11 protein-coding genes are annotated in these 15198 nt (G+C 71.2%); 2 read left to right on the top strand and 9 right to left on the bottom strand.

All coding sequences use genetic code 11. The annotated features are described in order from the left end of the window. The first annotated feature begins 237 nt into the window (after positions 1 to 237). Complete coding sequence (locus tag QM633_RS03170) at positions 238 to 1827, top strand: MFS transporter (RefSeq protein ID WP_415152275.1); 1590 nt, start codon at positions 238 to 240, stop codon at positions 1825 to 1827. Here the strand turns inward: QM633_RS03170 and QM633_RS03165 are convergent. The 4 genes from QM633_RS03165 to QM633_RS03150 all read right to left on the bottom strand — a co-directional run bounded on the left by QM633_RS03165 (position 1806) and on the right by QM633_RS03150 (position 8613). Then, the gene (locus QM633_RS03165) at positions 1806 to 2819 is read right to left on the bottom strand and encodes a dihydroorotate dehydrogenase-like protein (protein WP_415152274.1); all 1014 of its coding nucleotides are present in this window, start codon (positions 2817 to 2819) and stop codon (positions 1806 to 1808) included. The two genes, QM633_RS03170 and QM633_RS03165, sit on opposite strands and share 22 nt — an antisense overlap. Before the next feature lie 3 nt (positions 2820 to 2822). Beyond that, entirely contained in the window at positions 2823 to 6389 is a 3567-nt protein-coding gene (gene nifJ, locus QM633_RS03160; protein ID WP_415152273.1) for a pyruvate:ferredoxin (flavodoxin) oxidoreductase, read from the bottom strand. Beyond that, the gene (locus QM633_RS03155) at positions 6386 to 8011 is read right to left on the bottom strand and encodes an NAD(P)-binding protein (protein WP_415152272.1); all 1626 of its coding nucleotides are present in this window, start codon (positions 8009 to 8011) and stop codon (positions 6386 to 6388) included. Before QM633_RS03155 ends, nifJ begins: the two co-directional genes overlap by 4 nt. Positions 8012 to 8226: 215 nt before the next feature. Then, positions 8227 to 8613 carry a PLDc N-terminal domain-containing protein gene (locus tag QM633_RS03150; protein WP_415152271.1) on the bottom strand — a complete coding sequence of 129 codons (387 nt, stop codon included), beginning with the start codon at positions 8611 to 8613 and terminating at the stop codon, positions 8227 to 8229. Between the two features lie 348 nt (positions 8614 to 8961). Here QM633_RS03150 and QM633_RS03145 point away from each other — a divergent pair, with 348 nt between their 5' ends. Then, entirely contained in the window at positions 8962 to 9798 is an 837-nt protein-coding gene (locus QM633_RS03145) for an alpha/beta hydrolase (protein WP_415152270.1), read from the top strand. Positions 9799 to 10082: 284 nt separating this feature from the next. On the opposite strand, the gene QM633_RS03140 is transcribed toward QM633_RS03145, so the two are convergent. From QM633_RS03140 to cydC, 5 genes are all read right to left on the bottom strand, one after another. Next, positions 10083 to 10490: a Fur family transcriptional regulator gene (locus QM633_RS03140; RefSeq protein ID WP_415152269.1), complete on the bottom strand. Its 408-nt coding sequence runs from the start codon at positions 10488 to 10490 to the stop codon at positions 10083 to 10085. Continuing rightward, on the bottom strand, positions 10477 to 11463 hold the full coding sequence (locus QM633_RS03135) for a metal ABC transporter permease (protein WP_415152268.1): 987 nt from the start codon (positions 11461 to 11463) through the stop codon (positions 10477 to 10479). Before QM633_RS03135 ends, QM633_RS03140 begins: the two co-directional genes overlap by 14 nt. After that, positions 11463 to 12293 (bottom strand): metal ABC transporter ATP-binding protein, encoded by an 831-nt coding sequence (locus QM633_RS03130; protein WP_415152267.1) that lies wholly within the window; start codon positions 12291 to 12293, stop codon positions 11463 to 11465. Before QM633_RS03130 ends, QM633_RS03135 begins: the two co-directional genes overlap by 1 nt. Beyond that, a complete protein-coding gene (locus tag QM633_RS03125) occupies positions 12284 to 13237 on the bottom strand; it encodes a metal ABC transporter substrate-binding protein (protein WP_415152266.1) in 954 nt (317 codons plus the stop codon). Before QM633_RS03125 ends, QM633_RS03130 begins: the two co-directional genes overlap by 10 nt. Before the next feature lie 125 nt (positions 13238 to 13362). Then, positions 13363 to 14907 (bottom strand): thiol reductant ABC exporter subunit CydC, encoded by a 1545-nt coding sequence (cydC, locus tag QM633_RS03120; RefSeq protein WP_415152276.1) that lies wholly within the window; start codon positions 14905 to 14907, stop codon positions 13363 to 13365. Positions 14908 to 15198: the final 291 nt, after the last annotated feature.

Genomic DNA, 15198 nt, shown 5'->3' with positions numbered 1-15198 from the left:
CGTTCCGCGGCCTCGGCGATGACCTGCCTGCGGAGCTCGCGGGCGGCGGCGACGGCCTCCGCGCGCTGCTCCCGGGCGGCGCCGATGGCGTCCCTGCGGGCACCACGCGGGTCGTCGACGTGATCCTGGCTCACCGGGCCTCCTCGTCCTTGCTTGCGAACATCGTACGACGGTCGTACTGTGTTTGTTAATCAAACAGTGTTCGAGCGCAGTACGCCGTTCGAGAGGGGGAGGGCGATGGGCGATCCGGAGTTCCGGTCGACGACGGCCGGGGACGAGGCGAGGATCGGCGACCGGTGGCCGGTCCTGGCCGCTCTCATGCTGGCGGCGATGGTGATCATGCTCGACAACTCGGTGCTGAACGTGGCGCTGCCGACGATCGGCAGCGCCCTGCAGGCAGGCACGGCGGAGCTGCAATGGGTGGTCACCGCCTACTCGCTGACGTTCGGTGGGTTGCTGCTCACCACGGGAAACCTCGCCGACCGGCTGGGTCGCAAGCGGGTGCTCGCGGTGGGGCTGTCGGTGATGGCCGCCGGGTCACTGCTGGTGCTGCTGGCCCAGTCGGCGACGGCGCTGGCCCTGATCCGGGCCCTGATCGGCGTCGGAGCCGCGTTGGCGATGCCGAGCACGCTGTCGCTGATCTACTCCACCTTCACCGGGGCCGCGCGGCTGAAGGCGGCAGGCCTGTGGAGCGCGGTGACGATGCTCGGGTTCGTGGTCGGTCCGGTGCTGGCCGGTGTCATGCTGACCCACCTGGCCTGGCAGTGGCTGTTCCTGATCAACGTCCCGGTCGCCGTCGTGGCGGTGCCGGTGATCCTCGCGGTGATTCCCGAGTCGCGCGAGGCGACCGGCGAGCGGGTCGACCTGGCCGGCGCCGTCCTCTCGGTCGGCTTCCTGGCCGCACTGATCTACGCATTGAGCAGCGGTCCGGACGCGGGCTGGCTGTCCCTGCCCGTGCTGGGCTCCTTCGCCGGTGCGGCGCTGCTCCTGCTCGTGTTCTGCGGGCGGGAGCTCACCGCGGCCCAGCCCATGCTCGACCTGCGTCAGGTCGCCTCCCGGCAGTTCGCCGTCCCGGCCGTGGTGGAGGCGACGGCGTTCCTCGCGGTGTCGTCCGTCCTGTTCATCCAGACCCAGCTGGTCCAGCTCGTCCTGGGCTACACCCCGCTTCAGGCGGGTCTGCTCAGCCTGCCGCCGGTGATCGTGATGGTGGCGGGGAACAGCCTGGTCGCCCGGCTCGGGACCCGCGTGCCCGCGCGGTTCATGATCGCGGGCGGGCTGACGGTCGTGGCGTCAGGAACGCTGCTGATCGCGCTGTGGCCGACGTCGGTGGTGGCCATCGTCGCGGGCATGTCGGTGATCATGGTCGGCGTCCGGGCCGCGCTGACCACGGTGGCGATCGAGGTGATCAACGCCTTGCCGCGGGAGCGGATGGGGATGGGCTCGGCGCTCAACGACACCTTCCAGGAGATCGGGGGCGCGATCGGCGTGGCGCTGCTCGGCGCCCTGCTGAACCAGGCCTACCGGTCAGCCCTGCCCGCGGACGCGCCCGCGTCCGTGCTGGCGTCGCTCGCCGCGGCCGCCGCCGACCCGGTCTGGGTCGCCAGGGCGCAGGCGGCCTTCGCCCACGGGGCGAGCGTCGCCCTCGGTGCCGGTGCGGCGTTGATGCTGCTCGTCGGCCTCGCCGCCGCCCTGCTGCACCGTCCGGCGCCGGACCGTCCCGACGCGGACGCCCAGCCCCCCGCGGAGGGCAAGGAGGCCGCCGCGTCCGCCGTGACTGCCGACGGAACCGTCCCCTCGCACCCGGGTCAGGCGCGGAGGGATCCGTAGGTCGCCTTGGCCTTCTCCAGGGCCGCGACGTAGCCGGAGCGGGCGAGGCTGCCCGCGTCCGCCTCGCGCGGCACGGCGAGCAGGCCGCGGAAGTCGGACACCGAGCCGAACTGCTTGCGCACCATCCACTCCTCCAGGCCGTCCAGGAGCCGGCGGGCGTAGCCGGCGCCGTGGCGGACCAGCGAGGACGTGGTCATCACCACGTCGGCCCCGGCCAGCAGGTATGCGACCACGTCGTCGGACGTCTCCACCCCCGACGTCGCGGCCAGCGATGCCGTCGTCCGGTGGCGCAGGGACGCGATCCAGGTGCGGGGGACCCGGGCGTCGGCGGGAGACGAGAGCGTCACGCCGGGCACGACCGCCAGCTGCTCGACGTCGACAGCGGGCTGCAGGAACCGGTTGAACAGCACCAGCCCGTCCGCGCCGGCCTCGACCAGCTGCAGGGCGAAGTTGCCGGGGCTGGAGAAGAACGGCGACAGCTTCACCGCCACCGGGATGTCGACGGCCTGCGTGACCGCGGACACGATCTCGAGGTGCCGCTCCTCCACGTCCGTGCCGCTGAGGCTCACCTCGCCCGGCACGAAGTAGATGTTGCACTCCAGCGCGGCCGCGCCGGCGTCCGCGAGCTGCTGGGCGAACCCGACCCAGCTCCCCGTCCGCGACGCGTTCAGGCTGGCGATCAGCGGGATGTCGATCGCGGCCGCGGCCCGTTCGACCAGGCTGAGGTAGGCGGCGGCAGGGTTGAGCACCTCGGGGTCGGCGATGGCAGGGAAGTAGCTGGTCGCCTCAGGGAACGACTCGTCGTTCAGCTCCTCCAGCAGCGTGTCCCGCTCGGCCTGGGCCAGCACCTGCTCCTCGAACAACGAGTAGAGCACCACGGCGCCCAGCCCGGTGTCGGCGAGCTCCCTGACCCCGTCCACCGTCTGCGACAACGGCCCGGCCGAGGCGACCAGGGGGCTGCGCAGGTCCATGCCCAGATATGTCGTTGCCATGGTTCAGTTCCCCGCGACCTCTGCGAAGCGCTCCGCGCCGCGCGTTGCCATTTCCTCGTACTCCGCCCAGCGCCGGTTCACCTGTTCCTGGCCGAGGTCGAGCAGGCGCTCGGCACTCTCCGGGTCGGAGTTCATCAGCATCCGGAACCGCAGTTCCTTCATGTGGTACTCCCGTAGCGGCAGCCGGGGACGCGGCGAGTCCAGCAGGAACGGGTTCTTGCCTGCCGTCCGCAGCACCGGGTTGTACCTCATCAGCGGCCAGTGCCCGGACGCGACCGCCGCGTACTGCTGGTCGAGTCCCTTGCGCATGTCGATGCCGTGGGCGATGCAGTGGCTGTAGGCGAGGATCAGGCTGGGACCCTCGTACGCCTCCGCCTCGCGGAACGCCTTCAGCGTCTGCTGCGGGTCGGCGCCCATCGCCACCCTCGCCACGTACACGTTGCCGTAGGCGGTGGCCTGCAGGGCCATGTCCTTCTTGGACGTGCCCTTGCCCGCCGCCGCGAACTTCGCGACCGCGCCCATCGGGGTCGACTTCGACGCCTGGCCGCCGGTGTTGGAGTACACCTCGGTGTCGAGCACCAGCACATTCACGTTGCGCCCCGACGCCAGCACGTGGTCGACGCCGGCCGAGCCGATGTCGTAGGCCCAGCCGTCGCCCCCGACGATCCACACCGAGCGGCGCAGCAGGTGGTCGGCGACCGAGCGGAGATCCTCGACCAGCGGCCCCGACATCGTGTCGAGCAGCGCCTTCAGCGCGTCCACCCGCGCCCGCTGCTGGCTCAACTCGGACTCGTACTGCTGCGGGGCGTTGAGGATCCCGTCCACGATCGCGTCGCCCAGGTCGTCCCGCAGCGCCTCCAGTTGCCGCCGGGCGGTCTGGGTGTGCAGGTCGGCGGCGAGACGAAGGCCCAGCCCGAACTCGGCGTTGTCCTCGAACAGCGAGTTCGACCAGGCGGGCCCGCGGCCGTACTTGTTGCTCGACCAGGGCGTGGTCGGCAGGTTGCCGCCGTAGATCGACGAGCAGCCGGTCGCGTTCGCCACCGTCGCGCGGCCGCCGAACAGCTGGGTGAGCAGCTTCAGGTACGGCGTCTCCCCGCAGCCGGAGCACGCACCGGAGAACTCGAACAGCGGTTCGAGGAACTGGGTGCCGCGGACGTTGGCGAAGTCGACGCGGGAGCGCCGGTTCACCGCGATCGTCTCGAAGAACGCGACGTTCTGCTTCTCCTTCGTGCGTTCCAGCACCGGGGCGAGGTTGATCGCCTTGCGCGAGCCGCCCGAACCGAGCGGTTTCACCGGGCACGCCTCCACGCAGAGCCCGCAGCCGGTGCAGTCCTCGGCGTACACCTGCAGCGTGTAGCGCGACCCCGGGAAGCCGGCCGCGTTCAGCGGCGCCGACTGGAAGCCCTCCGGAGCGCCCTCCAGAGCGGAGTCGTTGTAGTACTTCGCGCGCAGGACGGCGTGCGGGCAGACGAACGCGCAGTTGCCGCACTGGATGCAGGCGTCCGGGTCCCACTCGGCGATCACGTCGGAGATGTTCCGCTTCTCGTACCTGGTCGTTCCGGAGGGATAGGTGCCGTCGACGGGCAGTGCGCTGACCGGCAGGCTGTCGCCGGTGCCGAGCAGCATGGACGCGGTCACGCGGCGCACGAACTCCGGCGCGGTGTCCGGAACCGGCGGGATCATCCCCGCGTCGCCGAGCGGAGCGCCCGGCACGTCGATCCGGTGCAGGTTCTCCACCGACGCGTCCACCGCGGCCTCGTTCTTGGCCACGACGTCGGCGCCCTTGCGCCCGTAGGTCTTGCGGATGGTCCGCTTGACCTCCTCGATCGCCTCCTCGCGCGGGAGCACTTTCGAGATGGCGAAGAAGCAGGTCTGCAGCACGGTGTTCGTGCGCCGGCCCATGCCGGCCTTGCGGGCCACCATGTTCGCGTCGATCGCCCACAGCTCGACGCCGAGCGCGATGATCTTCTCCTGCATGGGCAGCGGCAGGTGCGCGAACACCTCACCGGGCTCGTAGGGGGTGTTGATCAGCAGCACCGTGCCCGGACGTGCGAACTCGAGCACGTCCACCCGCTCCAGGATCGACCAGTGGTGGCAGCCGACGAAGCCGGCCTGGCTGACCAGGTACGGCGCCTCGATCGGGTGCGGGCCGAAACGCAGGTGCGAGACCGTCCGCGAGCCCGACTTCTTGGAGTCGTAGACGTAGTAGCCCTGCGCGTAGGTGTCCTCGATGGCGCCGATGATCTTCACCGAGTTCTTGTTGGCGCCGACGGTGCCGTCCGAGCCCAGGCCGTAGAACACCGCGCGCAGCGTGGCCGGGTCCTCGAGGTCGACGGAGGGGTCGTAGGGCAGGCTCAGCATGGTCACGTCGTCGTTGATGCCGATCGTGAACCGTGGCCGTGGGCTGGGCTGGGCGAGCTCGTCGAACACGCCGACCACCATGGCGGGGGTGAACTCCTTGCTGGACAGGCCGTAGCGGCCGCCGACCAGCAGCGGCAGCTGTTCCCGCCGGCCCGCGGCATGCGCCTCGCCGAGGGCGGCCGCGACGTCCAGGAACAGGGGCTCGCCGCCGGAGCCGGGCTCCTTGGTGCGGTCCATCACGGCGACGACGCGGGCGGACGCCGGGATGGCGGCGAGGACCTGCTCGACCGGGAAGGGGCGGTACAGCCGCAACTGGATCACGCCGACCTTCTCGCCCCTGGCGAGCAGGTGATCGATGGTCGAGCGGACGGTCTGCGCACCCGAGCCCATGATCACGACGACGCGGTCGGCCTCGGGGTCGCCGTGGTACTCGACCAGGCCGTAGCGGCGTCCGGTGAGCGCGGCGAACTCGTCCATCGCCGTCTCGACAATGCCGGGTACTTCGGTGTAGTACGGATTGGCGGCTTCGCGGCCTTGGAAGTAGGTGTCCGGGTTCTGCGCGGTGCCGCGGATGTAGGGATGCTCGGGCGAGAGCGCGCGGCGCCGGTGGGCGCGGACCAGCGACTCCGGAACCAGGGTCAGGAGTTGCTCGTCGGTGAGCAGCTCGGCCGAGTTCTCCTCGTGGCTGGTCCGGAAACCGTCGAAGAAGTGCACGAACGGCACCCGGGAGCGCAGGGTGGCCAGCTGGGCGATCGCCGCGGTGTCGTGCGCCTCCTGGACGCTGGAGGAACTCAGCATCGCGAAGCCGGTCTGCCGGACCGCCATCACGTCCTGGTGGTCGCCGTAGATGCTCAGCCCCTGCGCGGCCAGGGAACGGGCGGCCACGTGCAGCACGGTCGAGGTGAGCTCGCCGGCGATCTTGTACATGTTGGGGATCATCAGCAGCAGGCCCTGCGACGCGGTGAAGGTCGTGCTCAGCGCGCCGCCCTGGAGCGCGCCGTGCAGGGCCCCGGCGGCGCCGCCCTCGGACTGCATCTCGATGACCGACGGCACCATGCCGTACACGTTCCTGCGGCCCTTGGCCGACCACTCGTCGGCGAGCTCGGCCATGGTCGAGCTGGGCGTGATCGGGTAGATGCTGCACAGCTCGTTCAGGCGGAACGCGGCCGAGGCGGCCGCCTCGTTGCCGTCGATGATCACGCGGCTCATCGGTTCTCCTCGATCATCTCGATGGCGTGCACGGGGCACTGTTCGTAGCAGGTGGCGCAGCCGGTGCACTTGTCGTAGTCGAACCGGTACCGGTAGCCCTTGCCGAGCTTGATCACCGCGTCCTCCGGGCAGGCGCCCAGGCAGCCGTCGCACTCGAAGCAGTTGCCGCAGGACAGGCAGCGCGCGGCCTCCATGTGCGCCTGGTCGTCGGAGAGCCCGCCGACGATCTCGTCGAAGTCGGTGATCCGCTCGGACGGCTCGAGTTCGGGCTGGGTGCTGCGGCGGGCGTCCCCGAAGTACCACAGGTGGAGCTTGTCGAAGTCGGCGAGGTCGTGCTTGGGGCGGCCGGGCGACTCCCGGTGGCCCAGCCACGCGTCGATCTGCTGGGCGGCCCGCTTGCCATGGCCGACGCCGACGGTGACCGTGCGCTCGGACGGGACCGCGTCGCCGCCGGCGAAGATGCCGTCGACATCGGTCATCAGGGTGCGCGGGTCGACCCGCACCACGTCGTGCTCGAAGTGCATGCCCGGGATCCGGCGCAGGAAGTTCGAGTCGGTCTCCTGGCCGAGCGCGAGGATGACCGTGTCGGCTTCGAGCTTCTCGAAGCGGCCGGTGCCGCGGGCGCGTCCGTTCTCGTCGAGTTCCATGATCTCGACGGTCAGGTCGGAGGAGTCCATCGAGCTGATCGTGCGAAGCCAGTTCATCCGGACGCCCTCACGCAGCGCGCCCTCGCGCTCCTCGGCGTGGGCGGGCATCTGCTCCTCGGTGCGCCGGTAGACGATGATCGACTCCTCCGCGCCCAGCCGCCGGGCCACGCGCGCGGCGTCCATGGCGGTGTTGCCGCCGCCGTAGACGGCCACCTTGCGGCCGATGATCGGGCGCTCGCCGGACGCGACGTCGCGCAGGAAGCTGACCGCGTCCACGATCCTGGACGCGTCCCGGTTGGGGATGTCGACCCGCTTCGACAGGTGGGCGCCGATGGCGACGAAGACAGCCTCGAAGCCGCCCTCCGCCTGGTCGGCGAGCAGGTCCTTGACCGTGTAATTGTTCACGATCCGCACGCCGAGGTCGAGCAGGCGGGCGACTTCGGCGTCCAGCACGTTGCGGGGAAGGCGGTACTCGGGGATGCCGTAGCGCATCATGCCGCCGGGGGAGTCGGAGGAGTCGCGGATCTCCACCTCGTGGCCCATCTTGGCCAGCTGGTAGGCCGCGCTGAGGCCCGACGGGCCCGCGCCGATCACGAGCACCCGGCGCCCGGAGGAGAACCGGGGCTTCTCGAACGTCCAGCCCTTCTCGATGGCGAGATCGCCCAGGTAGCGCTCGACGGAGTGGATCGAGACGGCCCCGTCCAGCTCCTCGCGATTGCAGGCGGCCTCGCACGGGTGGTAGCAGACGCGTCCGTGAATGGCGGGGAACGGGTTGTTCCTGGTGATCTCGCGCCAGGCGGCCTCCTCCTGGCCGGCCTTCACCAGCCGGAGCCACTCCTGGATGTTCTCGCCCGCGGGGCAGGCGTTGTTGCACGGCGGGAGGAGGTCGACGTAGATCGGCATCCGGGTGCGGACGGGGGCGACCCGCCCACCCTCCGTGGCCAGGTCGGGAAGACCGGTGATATCGCGGGCCATGGGCACGCCCTTCGTTGGGTTTGCGAGGTGATCGACAGCAATCTACCCCCGCTCGGACGTGCGTGCTGACAAGGGGATTTACGAAAAGTCAATGCTTCGTTATTACTGACAATTGCGAACGCCTCCGCCCGGCGCCTGATCGCCACCGTGCGGTGGCGCTCGACGCGGGACGGAGGCGTCCGGTGGCTGGGGTCAGGTCCGGACCCCAGCGAGGTTCAGGCCAGAGCCTTCGCCTTCAGCTTGGTGTACTCCTCGGTGGTGATGGTGCCGGCGTCCAGGAGGCCCTTGGCGCGGGCGATCTCGTCGGCGGGGCTGCCGGCGACCGACCGGATGTAGTCGTCGGTGGCCTCCTTCGCCTGCTTGGCCTGGGCCTGGGCGCGCTCGGCCATGCCGCCGCCGCGGGCGATCAGATAGATCAGCGCGGTGATGAAGGGGAACACGATGAGGAAGAAGATCCACACGGCCTTCATGCCGCCGGACAGGTCGCGGTCGCGGAACAGGTCGCCCACGATGGAGAAGAGGGCGAACAGGTAGGAGATGAAGATGACGATCGTCAGGGTGTACCAGATGATGCTGCCCAGGTTGACGAAGAAATCGGGCACGGGATGCCTTTCCGTTGGCGGACGCGAAAGCACGGGCGAATACCGCCCGTCGGCGGCAGCCTAATGGATGATTCCCAACGTATCCCAAGAGGCCATTCAGCAATCCGTCAGGCTGCCCGGACGGGGTCGGCCCGCGGTGCTAGCCTCCTCGCGTAACCGGATGCAGAGGGGAGCTGTCCAGCCATGACCGACGCCGCACCCGACAAGGCGTGGTTCCGCCGGGCGATGTCTCTCTCCCCGCCACCGGTCGGCGTGCCGCGGCCGGCTCCGGATGCGGAATCCGCACGTACCCGCCTCGCCGAATTGTGTGCGGCGGACGAAGGGATTCCGGACGCCACGAGGTCGCGGTTGTACGAACCCCACGGTGAGATCGTCGCGACGCTCGTGATCTGGCACGGATTCACCAACGCTCCGTCCCAATTCACTGCGGTCGCCGAGCAGTTGCGGGACCGCGGATTCCGCGTCCTGGTTCCGCGGATGCCGTTCCACGGCGAATCCGATGTCCTCAATCGCGACATGTTGCGGCTCACCCCGGCCATGCTGATCAACCATCTGCACGTGGTCGTCGACATCGCGGCGGGCTTCGGCGCCCCGGTCTGGGTGCTCGGCTTGTCCGCGGGCGCGACGATGGCCGGCTGGGCGGCCGCCGCGCGCCCGGAGGTCGGCCGGTTGGTGCTGGCGGCCCCGCTGGTGGCGCCGGTCGGGTTCCCGATGTGGCTGGTCCGGCTGTTCGCGAAATTCCCGAGGATCGTCCCCCGGATCTACTGGTGGTGGGATCCGAGGGTGAAGGCCGGGATCAAGGGCAGCCCCTATGCCTACCCGGGCTTCCCGCTTCCCGGCATCATGCCGTTCCTGCACCTGTCGGAGTGGCTCTACGACTCGACGATGCGGGTGGGCCACGACCTCGACCGGGCCGTCCTGATCACGAACCCCAGCGACTTCGCGATCCGCAAGGACGCTGCGCGCGCGTTCGCGTCCGAGGTGTTCGCGCCGCGGGCGACCTCGTTCGGCGAGGCGGTCGTCGACCCCGAACGGAAGTGGATGCACGACTTCGTCGACCCCCGCTCCGACGGCTCCGGCACGACCGACCAGGTCGTCGCCGTGCTGCTGGCCGCGCTGGGCCTCGACGACCCTTCCGCCGACGGCGTCCTGGTCCCGCCGCTGGTCGACCCGCTCCCCGCCTGACCTGGACCGAGTTGGGGACGGTTCCTTACTCGGTCCGTCCCCTCGACGCCCGGCCACGGTGGACCGGGTGGAGAACCGTCCCCAATTTGGTCCACGCCGGTCAGGGTGGACCGGGGGACCGAGTTGGGGACGGTTCCTTACTCGGTCCGCTCTTCGCTCCCGGTCGCCTGGCCTGGACCGAGTCGGGGACGGTTCCTTACTCGGTCCGTTCCTCGATGCCCGGCTACGGTGGACCGAGTGGAGAACCGTCCCCAATTTGGTCCAGGTGGCTGCGGGCCGCGAGCTCAGTGGGACGCGCAGGCGGTGCAGGTGCCGAAGAACTCCACCTCGTGGTCGATCTGGGCGAAGCCCTCCTGCGCGGCGAGCGTCCTCACCTGGGCCTCGAGACTCGGGATGTTGACCTCGACCGTGCGGCCGCAGCAGCGGCAGATCAGATGGTGGTGGTGACCGGGCGAGCACGTCCGGTAGGCGACCTGGCCGTCCGGGGTGCGGACGGCGTCCAGCTCGCCCGCGGACGCCAGCGCCTGCAGGGTCCGGTACACCGTGGCCAGGCCGACGCCGGAGCCCTCGTGGCGGAGCCGGTCGTGGATGTCCTGGGCGGTGGCGAAGTTCGCCAGCGCCTCGACGGTCTGGCGGATCTCGGCGCGCTGCCGCGTGTTCCGCGGGGCGGGCGTGCGCTCAGTGCTCGTCATAGTGGTCCTCGTGCGCCGCGTGCCGGTGCCCGTCGTGGATGTAGTCGACGTGCCCGGCGTGCTGGACGGCCAGGTGGCCGCAGTGGTCGCTGTGCACATGCGGGTGCGTCCCCGCCGGCTCGTGGGGGAGCGGCTCGCCCTCGTCGACCAGTTCGACGAGCGGACGGTGCCGGCGCTGCAGCAGCCGCGACAGCGGCCAGCTGAGGGCGAACACGCCGATCGCGATCACCACGATCAGCGGCCCGGGCGCCGTGTTCAGGGAGTACGAGCCGACCGCCCCGCTCACCGCGGCGACCGCCCCGAGGCCCATCGCCAGGAACAACCCGTTGCGGAAGCCCACCACCAGGTGGTTGGAAGTGGCCACCGGCACCACCATCAGCGCGCTCACCAGCAGCAGGCCGACCGTCCGCATCGACACCGTCACGGTGATCGCGGCGAGGCTCACCACCACGATGTTGAGCAGCCGGACCGGCAGCCCGATCGAGCGCGCGAACGGCTCGTCCGCGCTCACGGCGAACAACTGCGGGAGCAGGCCGATCGTGACGCCCAGCACCACGATCCCGAGGATCGTGATGTACCACAGGTCGGCGGCGCTGATCGTGAGCAGTGAGCCGAACAGGTAGGCCGACAGCGTGCCGGTCCCCTGGCCGGCCAGGCCGGCCAGCAGCAGGCCCGCCGACAGGCCGCCGTAGAACAGGATCGCCAGCCCGACGTCGCCGCTGGCGCGTCCGGACTCGCGGAGCAACTCGATCCCGATCGAGCCGAGGACACAGATCGCCACGGCCAGCGGCAGCGGCGCGGTGCCGGTCAGGATGGCCAGCCCGACGCCGGCGACCGCGAGGTGGCCCAGGCCGTCACCGAGCAGGCTGAGCTTTCGCTGGACGAGGAAGGTCCCGATCGCGGGAGCGGTGACGCCGGTGATCACGGCGGCGATCAGCGCGCGCTGCATGAACGCGAGGGTGAGCCACTCCATCAGCCGACCTCCAGCCCGGTGTGGTGGGTGTGTGGACGCTCGACCTCGTCCACCTCGTGGCCCCCGTGCGCGTCCCGGTGGCCCTCATGCGGGTGGTCGTGGTCGTGGTGGCTGTAGCCGGGCGGCATCACACGCCCGTCGGCCAGGACGATGCTGCGGTCGATCAGGTCGCGGAAGCAGCCCCGTTCGTGCAGCACCATGACCAGGGTGGTGCCCCTTTCCTTCAACCGGGCCGCGACGCCGGCGAGCAGGTCCTGGGTGCGGGCGTCGACGCCGGCCAGCGGCTCGTCCCACGCCATCAGGTCCGCTCCGGTGGCCAGCGCCCTGGCGATCAGGACGCGCTGCTGCTGGCCGCCCGACAGGCGCACGAAGGGGTAGCGCGAACGGTCGGCGAGCCCGACCTCCGCCAGTGCGTCGTCGACGGCCCTGCGGTCGGCGGCGGACGCGGGGAGGAACGGGCGCCGGCGGCCGAGGCGTCCGCTCGCGACCACTTCGCGCGCGGTGGCCTGCTGCACGAGGATGCCCCCGCGTTGCGGCACGTAGCCGACCCGGCGCCAGTCGTGGAACTGCCCGAGCGGCGTCCCGAACAGGGAGATCTGCCCGAGGTGCGGCACGAGGCCGAGCAGGGCGCGCATCAGTGTGGTCTTGCCCGAGCCGTTGTTGCCCATGATCGCGACGAGTTCGCCCCGGTGGATCTCCAGGGACGCACCGCGCACGATCGGGATGCCGTTCAGGACGACGTCGACGTCCTCGGCGCGAATGGCGGGTGAGCCGCTCGCCGCGCGGCGCGAGCCGAGGTCTGCCGGCGTCCCGGCGTCGTTCAGGAGCACGCGTTGGCCTTCTTCAGGGCGGAGCCGTTGGCACGCATCACCTCGAGGTAGTCCGTGCCGGGGGAGGCGGCGGTGATCCCCTCGAGCGGGTCCAGCACGGCCGTCTTCAGGCCCAGGTCGCCGGCGACCGACTCGGCCACGACGGGCGAGACGAGGGTCTCGAAGAAGATGGTGGTCACGCCGTTCGTCCTCGCGATCTGCTGGACCTGCGCGATCCGTGCCGCGCTCGGCTCGACGTCCGGCTCAACGCCGTTGATGCCGATCTGGGTCAGCCCGTAGCGCTTGGCGAAGTAGCCGAAGGCGGCGTGGGAGGTGATGAACGGCACGATCCGGCAGCCGGTGAGGTCGGTCCTGAGCGCGGCGTCGAGGTCGGTGAGGTCGGCGATCAGGGCGGTCGTGTTGGCCGCGAATGCTGCCGCGTCGGCGGGCCGGACCTCGGAGAGGGCGTCGCGGACGTGCTCGGCGATCCTCACCATGTTGGTCGGGTCGAGCCAGGTGTGCGGATCGTCCGCACCGTGTTCGCCGGCCGCGTCGTGGTCCTCGTCCTCGGCGCCGTCGCTGCTGGCCTTGAGCAGGGTCAGGAAGGACGCGGTGTCGACCGTCCGCGCCGGCCTGGCCTGTTCGACCGCCGTATCGACGGCGGGCTGGAACCCGGACTGGTAGACGACGAGGTCGACGGTGGACAGCGATGCCACCTGCTGGGGGGTGAGCTCAAGGTCGTGCGGTTCGGCGCCGGGCGCGGTGAGGTTCTCCACGCTGACCAGGTCGCCACCGATCCGCTCGGCGATGAACTCGAACGGGTAGAAGGCGACCGCCACCTGCACGGTCCCGGTCCCGGCGCCGGACGTGGACGTCGCGGGCTCGTCGGAGTAGGCAGCGCACGAGGCGAGGCTGAACAGCGAGCCGGCGGCCAGGACGGCCAGCGCGGCTCTCCCTGTCTTCATGACAATCATTCTCATAATCGCCCGGAGTCCATGTCAAACCGGCCGATCTGCCCTCCGGGCCGTCGTGCCGCTCCCGCGGGGGCAGTCCCGTGGTGCCGTCCCGGCCGGCCTGGGGGCGGGACGGCTCAGCCGAGCGTCACGACGCGGTCGCAGCGGCCGACGAGGGCGGGGTCGTGGGTGATCACGAGGACGGGGAGCGCGCGGCTGGTGGTCCAGATGTCCTCGATCAGGGCGGCGGCCGTGGCGCCGTCGAGGTGCTCGGTCGGCTCGTCGAGCAGCAGCACCTGGTAGCGGCCCACCAGGAGCCGGGCGAGCGCCACGCGGCGGGCCTCGCCGCCCGAGAGCGCCTCACCCCCCTCGCCGACGATCCGCTTCGGGTCGAGCCGCAGCCCGGCGCGGTCGAGCGCGTCGACCACCTCGGACGCGGACGCGTCCCTGTTCCCGATCCGGACGTTCTCCTCGATCGTGGTGGTGAAGATGTGCGCGTCCTGGGCGAGGTAGCCGATCCGGCCCGCGACCGCCACCCGCCCGGCCTCGGCGGGGATCAGGCCCAGGACGGTGGCCGCGACCGTCGTCTTGCCGACCCCGCTCGGCCCGACCAGCGCCACCTTCTCCCCCGCTGCGACCGTGAACGACAGCCCGGCCACGACGGGCGGCTGGCCCGGCCACCCTGCCGACAGGTCTTCGACGGCCAGCGACGGGTCGGGCACGGGCCCGGCTGCGTCGCTGAGGTCGCCGGCACCGATCGGCGGTGCAGCCAGGATTTCCTCGACGCGCTGCAGTGCGGCGCCGGCCCTGGTGCGGGTCTGGGCGGACAGGATCAGCGTGGACAGCGCTTCGTGGAGGGCCAGCGGGGTCAGCACGGCCACCGCGAGCAGCGTGTGGTTCAGCGTTCCGGACACGACCTGGTGGCCGGCGATGACCAGCGCGCCGATCACGGCCGTTCCGGCGGCGAGCACCTGCGCGCCCGACCCGATCCCGCGGACCAGCGCCGACCGCGCGGACGCGATCCGGAGCTTCTCGTCGATGTCGCTGAACCGGGCGAGCCGGCCGGTGGCGGCACCGTAGGCGAGGAGGTCGGTGGCGGTCCGGGAGAGTTCGCGGGCGGAGTCGGCGAGATCGCCGCGCAGGGGCAGCGCCGCCGCGTCCGCTCTCGCTGAGGCCCGCTGTGCGATCCGCGGCACGAGGAACGCCGCGGCGAGCGAGGTCGCCAGCAGGACGAGGGCCGAGCCGGGGGAGAAGACGCCGATCCCGATCGTGGCCGCCAGGAGGACCGCCGCCGAGGACGAGAACGGGATCCACACCCGAACCACCAGGTCCTGGATCGCCTCGACGTCGGCGATCACCCGGGACAGCAGGTCGCCCCGGCGCGTTCCGAGCAGGGTGGTGCGGGCCAGCGTCGAGTAGGTCTCCAGGCGCAGGGCCGACTGCAGCTTGAGCGCGAGGTCGTGGCCGACCAGCCGCTCGGTGTAGCGGAATGCGCCGCGCGAGATGCCGAAGAAGCGGACGCCGACCGCCGCCGCCTCCAGATAGAGGACCGGTGGGTGCTCGGCGGCGAAGGACAGCAGCCACGCCGACACCGCCATCAACGCGACCGAGGCGGCCGTCGCACTGAACGCCAGCGCGATCGAGCCCGCCAGCTGCGCGCGCGCCCTGGGCACCGCGTCCATCAGGCGCCGGAGCAGCGACGGGCGGGACGCGGTCGCCGACCCGGGGCCGGCGGACGGCTCCCCGCCGGATTCCCGGGCCGGTTCGGTACCCGGGAGCTCTGCAGAGGATGTGCCGGCGTGGCCCGCCGCCCCCGCTGCCGACCCGGCACCCCCGGCGGCCCCGCGCACGTCCGCCGCCACACCCTCCGCGGACCCGGTCACGCCGAGCGGGTTCGCGGTCATGCGTGCGGGGGAGCCGGCGGCGGCCGGTGCGAGGGCGGGGCCGCGAAGCACGGCCGTCCCGCGCACCGG

The organism is Propionicimonas sp. (genome assembly GCF_047606205.1).
Classification (GTDB): Bacteria; Actinomycetota; Actinomycetes; order Propionibacteriales; family Propionibacteriaceae; genus Propionicimonas.
This window is presented reverse-complemented; position numbering and strand designations above follow the sequence as displayed.

Bases quoted from the DNA above. Each gene is read 5' to 3' on its own strand.
- QM633_RS03135 (WP_415152268.1), bottom strand. From the start codon at position 11,463: ATGGAGTGGCTCACCCTCGCGTTCATGCAGCGCGCGCTGATCGCCGCC.
- cydC (WP_415152276.1), bottom strand. From the start codon at position 14,907: ATGGACGCGGTGCCCAGGGCGCGCGCGCAGCTGGCGGGCTCGATCGCG.
- QM633_RS03170 (WP_415152275.1), top strand. From the start codon at position 238: ATGGGCGATCCGGAGTTCCGGTCGACGACGGCCGGGGACGAGGCGAGG.
- QM633_RS03140 (WP_415152269.1), bottom strand. From the start codon at position 10,490: ATGACGAGCACTGAGCGCACGCCCGCCCCGCGGAACACGCGGCAGCGC.
- QM633_RS03155 (WP_415152272.1), bottom strand. From the start codon at position 8,011: ATGGCCCGCGATATCACCGGTCTTCCCGACCTGGCCACGGAGGGTGGG.
- QM633_RS03165 (WP_415152274.1), bottom strand. From the start codon at position 2,819: ATGGCAACGACATATCTGGGCATGGACCTGCGCAGCCCCCTGGTCGCC.
- QM633_RS03125 (WP_415152266.1), bottom strand. From the start codon at position 13,237: ATGAAGACAGGGAGAGCCGCGCTGGCCGTCCTGGCCGCCGGCTCGCTG.
- nifJ (WP_415152273.1), bottom strand. From the start codon at position 6,389: ATGAGCCGCGTGATCATCGACGGCAACGAGGCGGCCGCCTCGGCCGCG.